The sequence below is a fragment of the Streptomyces sp. NPDC050264 genome (assembly GCF_040655895.1).
GTDB lineage: Bacteria > Actinomycetota > Actinomycetes > Streptomycetales > Streptomycetaceae > Streptomyces.
The window spans coordinates 147,044-161,450 of sequence record NZ_JBFAKV010000007.1 but is presented as its reverse complement, the minus strand read 5'-3'; the positions used below and the strand labels follow the sequence as shown (position 1 = coordinate 161,450).

Annotated in this window: 12 protein-coding genes; 4 read left to right on the top strand and 8 right to left on the bottom strand. The window is 72.2% G+C overall.

Annotated features, from left to right (window positions below):
- Positions 1–4: 4 nt before the first annotated feature.
- Complete coding sequence (locus AB0J02_RS14655) at positions 5–892, bottom strand: AraC family transcriptional regulator (protein ID WP_363194003.1); 888 nt, start codon at positions 890–892, stop codon at positions 5–7.
- Between the two features lie 156 nt (positions 893–1,048).
- Between AB0J02_RS14655 and AB0J02_RS14650 the strand changes: the two genes are divergently transcribed.
- Complete coding sequence (locus tag AB0J02_RS14650; protein ID WP_363194002.1) at positions 1,049–2,791, top strand: beta-galactosidase family protein; 1,743 nt, start codon at positions 1,049–1,051, stop codon at positions 2,789–2,791.
- A 101-nt stretch (positions 2,792–2,892) separates the two neighbouring features.
- Here the strand turns inward: AB0J02_RS14650 and AB0J02_RS14645 are convergent, their stop codons facing one another.
- Entirely contained in the window at positions 2,893–5,967 is a 3,075-nt protein-coding gene (locus tag AB0J02_RS14645; protein WP_363194248.1) for an endo-alpha-N-acetylgalactosaminidase family protein, read from the bottom strand.
- A 278-nt stretch (positions 5,968–6,245) separates the two neighbouring features.
- Between AB0J02_RS14645 and AB0J02_RS14640 the strand changes: the two genes are divergently transcribed.
- Positions 6,246–7,151, top strand: coding sequence for a hypothetical protein (locus AB0J02_RS14640; RefSeq protein WP_363194001.1), 906 nt, complete (start codon positions 6,246–6,248; stop codon positions 7,149–7,151).
- 68 nt (positions 7,152–7,219) lie between these two features.
- Here AB0J02_RS14640 and AB0J02_RS14635 read toward each other — a convergent pair whose 3' ends face one another.
- The 6 genes from AB0J02_RS14635 to AB0J02_RS14610 all read right to left on the bottom strand — a co-directional run bounded on the left by AB0J02_RS14635 (position 7,220) and on the right by AB0J02_RS14610 (position 12,409).
- Entirely contained in the window at positions 7,220–8,161 is a 942-nt protein-coding gene (locus tag AB0J02_RS14635; RefSeq protein ID WP_363194000.1) for an SDR family oxidoreductase, read from the bottom strand.
- A gap of 1 nt (position 8,162) precedes the next feature.
- Positions 8,163–8,903, bottom strand: a complete 741-nt coding sequence (locus AB0J02_RS14630; protein ID WP_363193999.1) for an SDR family oxidoreductase — start codon at positions 8,901–8,903, stop codon at positions 8,163–8,165.
- Between the two features lie 237 nt (positions 8,904–9,140).
- Positions 9,141–10,652 (bottom strand): DEAD/DEAH box helicase, encoded by a 1,512-nt coding sequence (locus AB0J02_RS14625; RefSeq protein WP_363194247.1) that lies wholly within the window; start codon positions 10,650–10,652, stop codon positions 9,141–9,143.
- 199 nt (positions 10,653–10,851) lie between these two features.
- Positions 10,852–11,055 (bottom strand): cold-shock protein, encoded by a 204-nt coding sequence (locus tag AB0J02_RS14620; RefSeq protein WP_005318814.1) that lies wholly within the window; start codon positions 11,053–11,055, stop codon positions 10,852–10,854.
- Positions 11,056–11,199: 144 nt separating this feature from the next.
- Entirely contained in the window at positions 11,200–11,805 is a 606-nt protein-coding gene (locus tag AB0J02_RS14615) for a TetR/AcrR family transcriptional regulator (protein WP_363193998.1), read from the bottom strand.
- Between the two features lie 49 nt (positions 11,806–11,854).
- Positions 11,855–12,409 (bottom strand): HutD family protein, encoded by a 555-nt coding sequence (locus tag AB0J02_RS14610; protein WP_363193997.1) that lies wholly within the window; start codon positions 12,407–12,409, stop codon positions 11,855–11,857.
- A 98-nt stretch (positions 12,410–12,507) separates the two neighbouring features.
- On the opposite strand from AB0J02_RS14610, the gene AB0J02_RS14605 reads away from it, so the two are divergent.
- Positions 12,508–13,419: a rhomboid family intramembrane serine protease gene (locus AB0J02_RS14605; protein WP_363193996.1), complete on the top strand. Its 912-nt coding sequence runs from the start codon at positions 12,508–12,510 to the stop codon at positions 13,417–13,419.
- 73 nt (positions 13,420–13,492) lie between these two features.
- Positions 13,493–14,404, top strand: coding sequence for a chitosanase (locus tag AB0J02_RS14600; protein WP_363193995.1), 912 nt, complete (start codon positions 13,493–13,495; stop codon positions 14,402–14,404).
- The last annotated feature ends 3 nt before the right edge of the window (positions 14,405–14,407 follow it).

The window sequence follows — 14,407 nt, the reverse complement described above, 5'->3', positions numbered from 1 at the left end:
CGGGTCAGCCTACGTGGAGCATGGGCGGGTCGTCGGGGTCGGGGATTGTGTCGGACCAGCCGCCGGGTACGGCGCGGCCCTGTTGTTCGCGGAAGCGGACGGGTGCGGTGCCGACGCGGCGGGTGAAGAGGCGGGAGAAGTAGGCGGGGTCGTCGTAGCCGACGCGGCGGGCGACGGCGGCGACGGGGAGTTCGGTGGCGGCGAGGAGTTCCTTGGCGCGGCCCAGGCGGATGCCGAGGAGGTAGTCCTTGGGGCTGCAGCCGGCGCCTCTGCGGACGGCGGTGCGCAGTTCGGCGGGGGTCATGCCGTGCCGGGCGGCGTGTTCGGCGACGGACAGCGGCTGGAAGGCGTCGCGGGCGAGGGCCTGGAGTACGGGGTCGCCGTCGGGGGCGATGTCGGCGCGGGCGCGGCGCAGGGCGACGAGGAGTTCGTGGACGGCGGCGCCGGTCTCCACTTCCAGGAGGGGGTTGCCGCGGCGGGCGGCGCGGGCGATGCGGCCGACGGCGGCGCGGGCCGGGGCGGCGTCGGAGAGGGGCACGAGGGGCCGGTCGGGCTCGATGTAGCCGAGTTCGGTGTAGGTGGTGGTGGCGGGTCCGGTGAAGTCGACGAAGCACTCGTCCCAGCCGGTGCCGGCGTCGGCTCCGTAGTGGTGGGGGCGGCCCGGGGTGAGCCAGATGAGGGCGGGTGCGGTCACGGGGGCCCGGCGGCCGTCGGCGGCCTGGAACCAGCCGCTTCCGGCGGTGACGACGACGGCCACGTGGTGGTCGAGGGTGCGGGGTCCGACAGTCGGCAGCAGTCCGTGCTGGAGCCCCACGCCGAGGCAGACGAGGCCGAGTCGGTGGTGGACCGGGCTGGGTGTGAAGTACCGCATCCAGGTGTGGTACGTGGACATGTGTCCCCTCCCATGGCGCTTGTCCTGAAATGTGGCGTCGGGGGTGCGGTCCCGCGTCCAACACCAGCCGATCTTTGTCCATGGACCCCGTCGCCCGCCAGAGGTGAAGGTGGCGGCCGGTAGGTGAGGCGCCTATCAGGCACGGAGGAGCACGTGATGGCCGAGTTCAGGGTGGGCGAGGACGACTTCGAGGTGGACGGCGGGCCGGTGCGGCTGTTGTCGGGCGCCTTGCACTACTTCCGGGTGCACGAGGGGCAGTGGGCGCACCGGTTGCGGATGCTGAAGGCGATGGGCCTGAACTGTGTGGAGACGTACATCCCGTGGAATCTGCACGAGCCACGTCCTGGTGAGGTGCGCGATGCGGCGGCGGTGGGCCGCTTCCTGGACGCGGCACACGAGGCGGGGCTGTGGGTGATCGCCCGGCCGGGGCCCTACATGTGTGCCGAGTGGGAGAACGGGGGGCTGCCGCACTGGGTGACGGGTCCGTTGGGGGCGCGGATCCGTACCAGGGATGCGGAGTTCTCGGCGGCGGTGGAGCGCTGGTTCCGGGTGCTGCTGCCGTACATCGTGGAGCGGCAGATCGACCGGGGCGGCCCGGTGATCATGGTGCAGGTGGAGAACGAATACGGCAGTTACGGCTCGGACGCTCTCTACTTGCGGGCCCTTGCCGACCTTCTTGTCGAACTCGGCGTGACAGTACCGCTGTTCACCTCGGACGGGCCCGAGGACCACATGCTCACCGGCGGCTCGATTCCGGGCGTCCTCGCGACGGCGAACTTCGGCTCCCACGCGCGCGAGGGGTTCGCGACGCTGCGCAGGCACCGCCCCGAGGGGCCGCTGATGTGCATGGAGTTCTGGTGCGGCTGGTTCGACCACTGGGGCGCCGAGCACGTCGTACGGGATCCGGCGGACGCGGCCCAGGCGCTGCGGGAGATCCTGGAATGCGGGGCGTCGGTGAATCTGTACATGGCGCACGGCGGGACGAGCTTCGGGGGCTGGGCGGGGGCGAACCGGGGCGGGGAGTTGCACGACGGGCCGCTGGAGCCGGATGTCACGTCGTACGACTATGACGCGCCGATCGACGAGTTCGGCCGCCCCACCGAGAAGTTCTGGCTGTTCCGGGAGGTCCTCGGCCGGTACGCGACGCAGCCGCTGCCGGAGGTGCCGGGGCCGCCGGCGGCACTGTCCGGCCCTGTGACGGCCGAGCTGACCGCGTTCACACCGTTGGAGGGTGTGCTGGAGGCGCTGGGCGGCCCGGAGTCGGAGCATGCGGTGCCGCCGTCGTTCGAGGAGCTGGACGTGGACCGGGGCCTGGTGCGGTACGCGGTGACCGTGCCGGGGCCGCGTCAGCCGTATCCGTTGCGGGCGAACGGGCTGCGGGACCTGGCGGTCGTGTACGTCGACGGGGAGCGGGCCGGGGTGCTCACGGAGGAGGAGCCTGCCCTCGCGGAGCCCGTCGCGGGGCACGCGCGCGTGGAGCTGTGGGTGGAGTCGCTGGGCCGGGTCAACTACGGGCCGCGCACTGGCGAGCCGAAGGGGATCACGGGCGGGCTGCTGCACGAGCGGCAGTACCTGCACGGGGTGCGGGCGCGAGGGCTGCGGCTCGACGCGTTCACGCCGGACCGGGTGGCTTCTCTGCCGTCCGCCGCGCCGGGCGACGGGTCGCGAGGGCTGTACCGGGGTTCGTTCGAGGTGTCCGGCCCCGGGGACGCCGTGCTCGAACTCCCGGGCTGGGAGCGGGGGTTCGCGTGGGTGAACGGATTCTGCCTGGGCCGCTACTGGTCGGCGGGGCCGCAGGGTTCGTTGTATGTGCCGGGTCCGGTGCTGCGGGAAGGGGTCAACGAGGTGTGGGTTCTGGAGCTGGATCGGGCGGGTGGGCCGGGCGTGCTGCTCCGCTGACCGGTACAGCCCCGCGCCCCCGAGATGGCGCACACGGTGCGCATCTCGGGGGCGCGAGGACCTGCGCGCAGCAGGACCCGGCCGGCAGGCGCGCGGGCCCGCTAGAGCGCGGTCACCTCGAACGCGTCCAACGTGAACTCGGCGGTCCCGTTGTCGCCCACCTTGCGCAGCCCGACCCACGCGTCCCCCTGCGCGGGCGCGGTGAACTCGTAATCCAGCGTGGCGGGTTCGATGGCCACAGGCAGGTCCCTGCGGTCCAGCTCATGCCCCGCCGGACTGTCGGCCCCGGTGATCCACGCGTACTGGCCGGCCAGCTCGCACTCGTACCGCAAGCGGACGCGATACCGCTTGCCGGGGGTGAAGCGGACGGTGTGCGGGACCGTGCGGTGGACGAGGCCGGTGTTCTCGCCGCGCGACTTCAAGGACTGGGTGCCGTCGATGACGTCGTCGATCTTCTTGCCGTTCCAGCCGCGCTGGGTGAAGGGGGCGTGGCGTTGGGCGATGTGGGTGCGCGGGTCGGTGGAGCCGCCCGCGTCGCCCTTCACGAACGGGCCCCAGCCCTGCGGGACGTTCTCGAAGTCCTCGAAGACCAGGGCCCCTTGTGGAGCGGCGGGCCGCTCGGCCCGCACGATGCGGACGTTGTCGAAGCGGACGCGTGCCTGTCCGGCGTCCGCGCGCAGAGTGAGGGTGACGGGGCCGCCGCCCTCGGGGACGGTGAAGTGCGTGAACATGCGCTGGAATCGGGTGTCGTGCTTGCGGTCGGCGGCGACGTAGTTGACGGCGGTCGAGGTGTCCGTCCAGTTGGTGGCGGTGACGCCGTCGGCGGTGCGCACGTCCAGGGAGGCCTTGCGGCGCTCGCCCGCCGTGGCGCCGACCTCGACCTGGACGGAGGCCGCGTAGGTGCCGGGGGCGAGCCTGCTCAGGCGTTGGGCGACGGTGGCGGCGGCGCCGGGAGCGATGACGAGTTCGTGGTCGCCGAGGTCGCTGAGTTCGACGGACGCGGGCCCGGAGACCTGCCAGCCCTTCAGGGAGCCGGAGTGGAAGCCGGGGTCGTGCAGCGGGGTGCCCTGTCCCCAGCCGGGGTCGCGGTCCAGGTCGGTGCGGCGCCGGTACAGGACGTAGGGCCGGTCGGCGTCGGCCTCGATCGTGACCTTGCCGCCGGCGACGCGTACGTGGGCGACGAAGACGCGGCCCTGGTCGGTGAGCCGGTACAGGGCGATGCGGGAAAGCGCCGCCCACGCGCGCGGGAGCTGCCAACTGCTGCTCCCGCCGCCGGGGTTGTAGTGGTACAGCTTCGCCGGGTCGGTGGCCTTGCGGGGTTCCCAGGGCAGCAGGTAGGTGCCGTCGTCGTAGACGAGGCGGCCGTCGGTGGTGATGCGGCGGGCGCCGGTGGCGTCGCTGACACTGGTCTTGGTGGCGCCGGCGAACGTGATCTCGTGCTCGCCCCATGTCGTGATGGGCTGCGCCTGGAGGTACTTGGCGGGCAGCGAATGGGTCCAGATGAGCCGGTAGAAGTCGGTCCAGTCGGTCTTGCCGGTCCAGCCCTCGAAGTTGCCCATGCGGGCGACGCCGAGGAGGGTGGGCCACTTGTCGGCGAAGACGTCCTTCTGGTGGTGCCGGATGAAGCGGATCAGGCGGGAGTTGATGCCGCGTGAGGTGTCGGGGCCGTAATCGGTCTCGGTGGCCCAGTGCGACCACAGGGCGGAGCGTTCGAAGCCGTGGCCCCATTCGGTGGTGATGTTCCAGCCCTGGTCGCGGAAGGTGCGCTGGAGGCGGTCGGAGGTCCAGCCGGACTCGCGGAACACGTCGATGTAGAGGGTGTTCAGGGCGGGGTCGGCGTCCCGGCGCAGGTCGGCGAAGCGCTTGACGATGTCGCCCGAGACCAGGTCGCGGCGCTGGTCGATGCGGTAGCTCTGGTCGAGCCAGTCCCACTGCTCGTCCGTCTTGTCGACGAGGGTCTCGGAGAAGGCGTTCGCGACGGGGTAGGACTCGGTGGCGTTCACGTGCACGCCGAAGTCGCTGTTCCACTTCGTGCCTTCACGCACAAGGGTGTTGAGGTCGTCGAGGCCGCCCGCGCGCGTGTTGTAGTTGCCCGCGTAGTCGGGGTGCGCGGAGTCGTGGCCCTCGGACTGGTAGCCCTTCAGGAGCGTGTACTGGCGCAGTCCGTCGGTGGCCAAAGAGATCCGCTTGACGTTGTCGAGGGTCGCCAGGAACGGATTGGTCGCCTGTGAGGCGAAGTTGAACGGGATGTGCGGGACGACCCGCAGGTGCTGCTCGTCGGCGCCGCGCGGGGTGACGGCGATGTCCCGGAAGGCGATCGCCGCGTCCTGCCAGTCGACGGTTCCGTCGCCGTTCCGGTCCCGGGTGACGATCACCGTGGCGTACGGGAGCGGTTCGGTGGCGTCGACGGGGGCGGTGGCGGCGCGGTGCGTCCACTGGCCGGGGGCGAGCCGGGCGGCGGTGAATCCGTCGCCCTTGACCGTCTCGCGCCACAGCCGGCCGTTCTCCCAACTGCTGGCGCTGTCCGGCTTGTCCCAGACGGTGTTGGTCTCGACGGCGCCGCCGAGCGTGTCGTGGGCGACGACGGCGTAGGCGCAGCCGGTGGGTTTCTCGGCCGCGCTGTCGGCCTTCGGCGTGACGAGGGTGTCGCCGCTCAGGGCCTTGTCGAGCTGCACCTTCGCGGCGAGCAGGGCGGCGCCGGGCTGGTCGCTGCGCACGGAGAGCAGGGCGAGTCCGGGAATCCGGAGGGTCCCGACGCGCAGGGCGGCCGTGTCGCTGACACGGGTGACGCGCCAGTCGACGCGGTGGCCGTCGACGGTGATCCGTACGTCGATGGTGGTGGCGCCGCCGAGGGTGAGCCGGTAGTCGGCACGGTCCGCGCCGATCGTGGACGTCACCTTCGGGGTGTGCTCGACGCCGTCGACGAGCACGGTCGTGACCGGGTCGGGCTGGGCGTGCAGGACGGCGCCGGTGGCGCGGTCGGTGTAGGAGACGACCGACGGGAAGGCGGTGGCGATGCGGACGTCGAGGCCCTTGGAGCGGAGCACGGCGGTGCCCGGCGCGTCGGCGGCGGACGCGTTGGCGGTGGCGGCGCCGGTGAGGCCGAGCGTCAGGGTCGCGCCCGTGGCGGCGCCGACGGCGACGACGGCCCTGCGGGTGAGGCCTTGGTGGTCCATCGACTGGTTTGCGGGTGGCAGGGGCTGGCCTGTGGGCGGCACGGCGCACTCCTTCTCACGGCGGTTCGGGGTGTCGATCACGATGCGCCGCGTGGGGCGGGGGCGCCCATGGACAAAGGAGGGACAGGTGTTGGACTAACGGACGCGACCGGACGCGCGCGGCGGCCGAGCCCGGCGTCGTGGGTCTGGCGCGCAGGGCGCACGGCCGTACGCTGGATGCGCCGGGTCCGGGGGCGGACCCCGGGGAGGACGGCCCGGCGGCCCCAGGGGGTACGCGCGTGGTGAACGGCGGACCGGTGGTACACGGTTATCCGCATCTGGAGACCGTGCGGGCGGCGATCACCGCGCTGTACAAGCGTCTCTCGTACGACACGGTGCACACCTTCGCGACGAGCGTGGCCCCGGCCGACGTGGCCTTCGGCGACGAGGACGATCTGCACCTGGGCGCGCAGCGGGTGGCGCGCGAGCTGGTGCGGCACTACCACCTGCCGGACGCGCGCATGATCATCGGGTTCCGGGAGATGGAACACGCGGCGAGTGTGGAACTCGCTGCCGGGCCGGAGTACTTCATCGAGCTGAACGACCGGTTCCGCACGCATCGCCGGGACATCGGGGCGGCCCTCGCGCACGAGGTCATGCATGTGTACCTGCACCGGCTCGACCTGTCGTTCCCCGGGACGCGGGACAACGAGATCCTCACGGACACCGCCGCGACGTATCTCGGGGCGGGGTGGCTGCTGCTCGACGCGTACCGGGAGGACGCGGCGACGTCGCAGAAGCTCGGCTATCTGACACCGGAGGAGTTCGGGTACGTGCTGGCGAAGCGGTCGCTGGTGTTCGGCGAGGCGCCGGAGACGTGGTTCACCAGTGCGCAGGCGTACACGGCGTACACCAAGGGCCTGGCGCAGGCCCGCCGCGACGAGCAGCAGCCGCCGCTCACCGCGGCGGGCTGGGCGGGCCAGCGCCGGTATGCGAAGGACCGCCGGTACGCGCAGGACCACGGCGCGCGGGGGCCCGCGCCCGCGGGCCCGTACTCGTTCTCGGCGGACGGACCGCAGGGCCGGTCCGGACTGCGGGTGGCGTTCCCCTGCCCTACGTGCCACCAGCGGATCCGGGTGCCGGTGCGCGGCCGGGTACGGGCGCGGTGCGGGCTGTGCCGCACGGTTGTGGAGTGCGACACGTAGGACGTACGTAGAGGTCGGGCGGGTGGCGAGCCCCGGGAGCCGGGGCCGGGGCGCCGACACGCGGCCTCTCACTGCGCCCCGTACACACTCCCGGGTACCGCGGCCCGCTCCAGCAGTTCCCGCACGGCGCCCCCCGCGCCCGTCGGCGTCCACCGCTCCGCCTTGTCGACGGCCGGCCCGGGCCGCCACCCCTCCATGACCGTGATCCGGCCGCCCTCCACCTCGAAGACCCGCCCGGTCACCCCGTCGCAGGACTCCCCGGATCCGAGCCACACCACCAGCGGCGACACGTTCTCCGGCGCCATCGCGTCGAACCCGCCGTTCCCCGGGGCCGCCATCGTCCCGGCGAACGTGGCCTCTGTCATCCGGGTCCGCGCGGCCGGCGCGATCGCGTTGACCTGCACCCCGTACCGGGCCAGCTCCGCGGCGGCCACCAGGGTCAGGCCGAGGATCCCGGCCTTGGCCGCGCTGTAGTTGCCCTGCCCGACGGAGCCCAACAGGCCTGCGCCGGAAGAGGTGTTGATGACTCTGGCCGTCACCGGACGGCCCGCCTTCGCCTCCGCCCGCCAGTACGCCGCGGCATGCTTCAGCGGCAGGAAGTGCCCCTTGAGGTGGACCCGCATCACGGCGTCCCAGTCCTCCTCGTCCTGGTTCACCAGCATCCGGTCCCGCAGGAACCCGGCGTTGTTCACCAGCGTGTCGAGCCGCCCGAACGTGTCGACGGCCGCGGCGACGACCGACGCGGCCCCCTCCGAGGTGGCGATGTCACCCCCGTGGGCCGTCGCCTCACCGCCGAACTCCCTTATCTCCGCGACCACTTGAGCCGCCGGAGTGTCTGGCGCGGGCGTGCCGTCGAGGCCCACCCCGAGGTCGTTCACGATGACCTTCGCGCCTTCGGCGGCGTAGGCGAGGGCATGTGCGCGGCCCAGGCCCCGACCGGCCCCGGTGACGGCCACCACCCGCCCCGCGCACAGCCCGCCGCCGGCCGGTACCGCGTCCGTCCGCGTCATCTCACGCCTCCTTGTTGGCCGTTGCGGCTTCCAGGAACGCGGGGCGCTCCCCGCCGCCGTGCACGAGCAGGCTCGCCCCGGTGATGTACGCCGCCGCGTCCGACGCCAGGAACACGGCGGCCTCGCCGATCTCGCGGGGCTCGGCGAGGCGGCCCAGCGGTACCGTCGCGCCCACCGCGGCGATGCCCTCCTCGTCCCCGTAGTGCAGCGCGGAGAGTTCCGTGCGCACCATGCCGAGCACGAGCGTGTTGACGCGGATGTCCGGCGCCCATTCCACGGCCATGGACCGGGCCAGGTTCGCCAGGCCCGCTTTCGCCGCCCCGTACGCCGCCGAGCCGGGCGAGGGGCGCGTGCCGCTGACGCTGCCGATCATCACGATGGAGCCGCGGGCCGCCGCGAGTTGTTCGCGGGCGGCGAGCGAGGCGGTCAGCGGGGCCGTCAGGTTGAGGTCGATCACGCGCGCGTGCCGCTCGGCGTCGGTGTCGCCGAGCAGCCGGTACGGGGTGCCGCCCGCGTTGTTCACGAGTACGTCCACCCGGCCGAGGCCCGCGAACAGCTCCCCCACGGCCGCCGCGTCCCGCAGGTCGACCGGCACGAACTCGCAGCCGTGCAGCGAGACTTCGGGCGGCCGGCGGGCGCAGACCACCACCCGCGCACCGGCCCGCGCGAAGGCGTCCGCGATGCCCGCACCCACGCCCCTGGTGCCGCCCGTGACGACGGCGACCCGACCGCTCAGATCCATCCCGCTCCCCACGCCGCCCGGCCCGCATGGTCGCGCGCGACCGCACTCGATCGCGCACCAAACAAACGTTAGGTGGAAAGGCGGCGGAACGCCAGGCCCGCGGCCACCAGGATGGGCGGGGCCGGGTCACGAAAACGGAAGCGCCCCGTTCCGGTTTCCAGACACCGGAACGGGGCGCGACACGACGCGTACTGCAAGGGCTACGACCACAGCCGGGTCGGCCCGGGGCGGGTACTCCTAGGCCGCGGCCTTGCGCGGGCCGTGGCCGCGCCGGTTTCCACCGGTCGCCGCACCGTTCGCCGCGCCGGTGCCCGAGCGGCGTCGGCCACCGGCCGCACCCTGCCCGGAACGCTGACCGCCCTGCGCCGAGCGCTGACCGCCCTGCGCGGAACGCTGACCGCCCTGCGCGGAGCGCTGGCCCTCGCCGCTCGCGGCCCGGCCGGAGCCGCTGCCGCCGTTGCCCGGGCCGGCGCCACGGGAGCGGCGCGAACGGCGCGGCTTCGCGGCGGCGGCCGGGGCGGCCTGCTCGGGGACGGAGATGGTCACGGCCACGCCGGAGGGCTCGCGCGCCCCGGTGATCGTCACCAGCTCCTCGTCCGTGGAACGGACCTGGGTCGTACGGGGCTGCACCTTGGCGTCCCGCATCAGCCGCTGCACGTCGCGCTTCTGCTCGGGGAGCACGAGGGTGACGACGCTGCCGGACTCGCCCGCGCGGGCGGTACGGCCGCCGCGGTGCAGGTAGTCCTTGTGCTCGGTGGGCGGGTCGACGTTCACGACGAGGTCGAGGTCGTCGACGTGGATGCCGCGCGCCGCGACGTTGGTCGCGACCAGCGCGGTGACCCGGCCGTCCTTGAACTGCTCAAGGGTGCGGTTGCGCTGCGGCTGGCTGCGGCCGCCGTGCAGCGGCGCGGCGAACACGCCGCTGGCGAGGAGCCGCTTGGCGAGCCGGTCGGCGGAGCGCTTGGTGTCCACGAAGAGGATGACGCGGCCTTCACGGGCGGCGATGCGCGCGGTGACGGCCTTCTTGTCGGTCTCGTCGAGGACGTGCAGGACGTGGTGCTCCATCGTCGTGACGGCGCCCGCGGACGGGTCGACCGAGTGCACGACGGGGTCGGTGAGGAACTGCTTGACGAGCCGGTCCACGTTCCGGTCGAGCGTCGCCGAGAAGAGCATGGTCTGACCGCCCGGCGCGACCTGCTTGAGCAGCGCGGTGACCTGCGGCATGAAGCCCATGTCGGCCATCTGGTCGGCCTCGTCGAGGACCGTGATCCGGACCTGTCCGAGGGCACAGTCGCCACGCTCGATGAGGTCCTTGAGACGCCCGGGGGTGGCGACGACGACCTCGGCACCGCGGCGCAGCTGGCCGGCCTGCCGGGAGATCGACATGCCGCCGACGACGGTGGCCATGCGCAGGTGGAGCGAGGTGGCGTACGGGGTGAGGGCGTCGGTGACCTGCTGGGCGAGCTCGCGCGTGGGGACGAGGACGAGGGCCAGCGGGGTCTTCGGCTCGGCCTTGGCACCGGCGGTGCGGGCGAGCAGCGAAAGTCCGAAAGCGAGGGTCTTGCCCGAGCCGGTGCGACCGCGGCCGAGCAGGTCCCGTCCGGCGAGCGAGTTGGGCAGCGTCGCGGCCTGGATCGGGAAGGGTGCGGTGACGCCCTGCGCGCTCAATGTCTTCAACAGAGCGGCGGGCATGTCGAGTTCGGCGAAGGTGTCGACCGGGGGCAGCGCGGGAGTGGTGTTCTCCGGCATGGTGAACTCGCGGGGCGGCGTGGGCTGCTGCCTGCGCTGCTGCTCGGGGGCGCGCCGCTTTCCGGCTGCTGCGGGGCGGGGACTGCGACGGCTGGACGGGCGGGCTGAGCTGGCCATGCGGCATGCCTTCCGGGGACGGGGACAGCATGAGCCGGGGCCCGCACCGTGATGGTGCGGACCCCGGCCCGGTGATGCTGGATCAGGCGGGGAGGATGTTCTCCGCCTGGGGGCCCTTCTGGCCCTGGGTGACGTCGAAGGTCACCTTCTGGCCTTCCTGGAGCTCGCGGAAGCCCGAGGTGGCGATGTTCGAGTAGTGGGCGAAGACATCAGCGCCGCCGCCGTCCTGCTCGATGAAGCCGAAGCCCTTTTCCGAGTTGAACCACTTCACGGTACCGGTGGCCATGTAATTCTCCTTGAAACAGGTAGCAGCCCCCCATTCCGAGAACGCCCCGGCAAAACAATAATGCGCCTGAGGAACATTCCCGTCAGGCGCACATAAAGTCTATGGGTACCAAAACTGCAACGCTGCTGATCTTAGCATGCTTTCTCACCGCTCCGCGATCCCGTCGAGGACCATGGCCAGATACTGGCGGGCGATCTCCTCCGGACGGTGCTGTCCGCCGGGGCGATACCAGGACGCGGCCACCCAAACGGTGTCGCGTACGAACCGGTAGGTGAGGCGGAGGTCGAGGTCGGCACGGAACACCTGGTCAGCGACCCCGCGCTCCAGGGTCGTGAGCCACGTCTCCTCGAACCGGCGCTGGGACTCGGCGAGGAACTCGAACCGCTGCTGCGCGGCGAGCTGCCCGGCCTCCTTCTGGTAGATCGCGACGGCGGCGCGGTGCCGGTCGATCTCCCGGAAGGACTCGGTGACGAGGGCTTCCAGGGTCTGCCGGGGGCCGAGTTCCGCGTCGAGCACGGCGTCGTAGCCGGACCACAACTCGTCGAGGAAGGTCCGCAGGATCTCCTCCAGCATCGATTCCTTGGAGTCGAAGTGGTAGTAGAGGCTGCCGGCGAGCATGCCCGCCTCGTCGGCGATCTTGCGGACGGTGGTGGCGTTGTACCCCTGGGCGGCGAAGACCTCGGCGGCGGTCCCCAGGATCTCGCGGCGCCGCTCGTCGGGGGCGGCCTGGGGCTTCTTCTTCGTAGGCACGCCCCCATTGTGGTCCACGCGTCCGCGGGCCGGTCCGGCGTGTCCCGTGTCACACCCCGGTGACGACGGCGACGGGCCCCTTCGCGTACAGCTCCCCCGGACCTTCGACGAGTACGGCGTCGAAGCGGCCGAGCGTCCGCCCGGCCACCTCCGCGCCCGCCTCGGCGAGGGCGACGACGAGCGCGGTGCCCGGCGCGAGGGGCAGCCGTCCGCGGACGACGGCGACGGACGGCGGCGCGGCGAGGCCGTCGCGCCTCCACATCACGTTGAAGTTGACGACGGGCCCGCCGAGCAGCCGGCAGTCGGTGGCCACGTCTCCCGCGAAGTCCCTTGGCTGATACGGGGTGTTGACGAGGGTTTCGACGCCGCCGACGGTCAGTTCCATCCCGTCGCCCTCGACCATGGTGAGCGTCCGGCCGACGCCGGGGAACGCGGAGAACGGTCCGTCGGCGGCCACCTCGGCGAGGCTGACCCGCCACAGGAAGTCGGCCATGCCCGCGCCCGCGGGCGATCCGGTGATCTCGCGGGTGACGCCGCCGCCGTTCTTCCAGGCGACGGCGGTGCGGTCGGCGGCGGGCAGGGAGCGTACGACGCGGTCGATCATGGACGCCGAGGGTACGCCGGGCGCACCCGCGCCGACCAGGTGCGCGAAGTGTGGCTATGTTGTTCGCCGCCCTACGTTGATGACCTCAGGAGCCGGCCGTGGAACCCAGCCCCCAGTCCGCCACGACGCCCACGTGTTACCGCCACGCCGACACCGAGACACATGTCGGCTGCGTCCGCTGCGAGCGGCCCATATGTCCTGCCTGCATGCGCGAGGCGTCCGTCGGGTTCCAGTGCCCCGACTGCGTGCGCGAGGGCAGCCGGTCGGTGCGCACGGCCACCACCGTGGCCGGTGGCCGGATCTCGGCCGTGCCGCTGGTGACGTACGCGCTGATGGCCGTGAACGTCCTCGTCTACCTCGGCGAGGTGATCCGTCCGGGCATCGTCGAGCGGCTGCAGATGATCGGCCAGGGGCTGGTCGGCCCGGACGGCGTGGGCTATGTCTACCAGGAGCACCACCCCGCGGGCTTTCACGCCGAAGGGGTGGCCGAGGGCGAGTGGTACCGGCTGCTGACCGGTGCGTTTCTCCATATGCCGCCCACGGAGGGCGTGTTCGGGATTCTGCACATCGTGCTGAACATGGTCTCGCTGTGGAACCTCGGCCGGATCGTCGAGGCCCAGCTGGGCCGGGTCCGCTATCTGGCTCTCTATCTCGTGTCCGCGCTCGGCGGCTCGGTCCTGGTGCTGCTGATCGCGCCGCAGACGCCGACGCTCGGGGCGTCCGGCGCGGTCTTCGGGCTCGGTGCCGCGTACTGGGTGATCGCGCGGCGGCTCGGGGCGGACATGCGCCAGGTCAATCAGTTCATGGCGTACTTCCTGCTGTGGATGCTGATCTCCGCCGGGTTCACGTCGTGGCAGGGGCATCTGGGCGGGCTGGTCACGGGCGGCCTGTTGACGGTCGGCCTGGTGTACGCGCCGCGGGAGCGCAGGGGGTTGGTGCAGGGACTGGTGTGCGGGGCGCTGGTGGTGGTTCTGGTGGTGCTGGCCGCTCTGAAAGTGGCGGCGCTGTAGACCGGGCACGCCCGAACGACTGTCGCGCCGAAAAATAGCGGGCTGGGACATCCATCCGCTTACTCTGTCCCGCATGAAGCGCGCAGGCTGCCTGGTCCTCTCGTTCCTCGCCCTGGCCCCCGCGGCCACGGCGGCGGTCTTCTTCCTGTCCCCCGAGGGCCGGGCCCACGACACGGCCGCCCCCAGGACACCGGCGTCCGCCGCCGCGCGGCCGTTCGAGGACGGCAAGTCGGCCGCGGAGCGCAAGGCCGACGACGAGCTGATCGCGGATCTGCCGGCCGGTCTCGCCGCCGCCGACAAGAAGGAACTCGCGCAGCAGATCGTCGCCAGCGCCGAGAACTCCACGCTCGACTGGCGCGGCCAGTACGGCTACGTCGAGGACATCGACGACGGGCAGGGCTACACGGCGGGCATCATCGGCTTCTGCACCGGTACCCACGACCTGCTCACGCTGGTCGAGCGATACACGAAGGGCCACCCGGACAACGGCCTGGCCCGCTATCTCCCCGCCCTGCGCGAGGTCGACGGCACCGATTCGCACGAGGGGCTCGACCCCGGTTTCGCGGCGGCCTGGAAGGCGGAGGCGAAGGTGGCGGCCTTCCGGAAGGCGCAGGACGAGGAGCGCGACCGCGTCTACTTCGACCCGGCGGTCCGGCTCGCGAAGCTCGACGGCCTCGGCACGCTCGGCCAGTTCATCTACTACGACGCGATGGTCCTGCACGGCCCCGGCACGGGCCCGAGCGGTTTCTACGGTCTGCGCGAGCTGGCCATGAAGCAGGCCGACACCCCGTCGCAGGACGGCAGCGAGAAGGCGTACCTCGACATCTTCCTCGACATCCGCCGCAAGGCGATGAAGGCGAAGAACCCGGACCGGGACACGACCCGTATCGACACCGCGCAGCGGCAGTTCCTGTACGACGGGAACCTGTCGCTGAAGACGCCGCTGACGTGGAAGGTGTACGGGGAGACGTTCCACGTCGCCTGAAAG

Bases quoted from the DNA above. Each gene is read 5' to 3' on its own strand.
- AB0J02_RS14635 (WP_363194000.1), bottom strand. From the start codon at position 8,161: ATGACGCGGACGGACGCGGTACCGGCCGGCGGCGGGCTGTGCGCGGGG.
- AB0J02_RS14610 (WP_363193997.1), bottom strand. From the start codon at position 12,409: ATGATCGACCGCGTCGTACGCTCCCTGCCCGCCGCCGACCGCACCGCC.
- AB0J02_RS14630 (WP_363193999.1), bottom strand. From the start codon at position 8,903: ATGGATCTGAGCGGTCGGGTCGCCGTCGTCACGGGCGGCACCAGGGGC.
- AB0J02_RS14655 (WP_363194003.1), bottom strand. From the start codon at position 892: ATGTCCACGTACCACACCTGGATGCGGTACTTCACACCCAGCCCGGTC.
- AB0J02_RS14625 (WP_363194247.1), bottom strand. From the start codon at position 10,652: ATGCCGGAGAACACCACTCCCGCGCTGCCCCCGGTCGACACCTTCGCC.
- AB0J02_RS14600 (WP_363193995.1), top strand. From the start codon at position 13,493: ATGAAGCGCGCAGGCTGCCTGGTCCTCTCGTTCCTCGCCCTGGCCCCC.
- AB0J02_RS14650 (WP_363194002.1), top strand. From the start codon at position 1,049: ATGGCCGAGTTCAGGGTGGGCGAGGACGACTTCGAGGTGGACGGCGGG.
- AB0J02_RS14645 (WP_363194248.1), bottom strand. From the start codon at position 5,967: ATGGACCACCAAGGCCTCACCCGCAGGGCCGTCGTCGCCGTCGGCGCC.
- AB0J02_RS14620 (WP_005318814.1), bottom strand. From the start codon at position 11,055: ATGGCCACCGGTACCGTGAAGTGGTTCAACTCGGAAAAGGGCTTCGGC.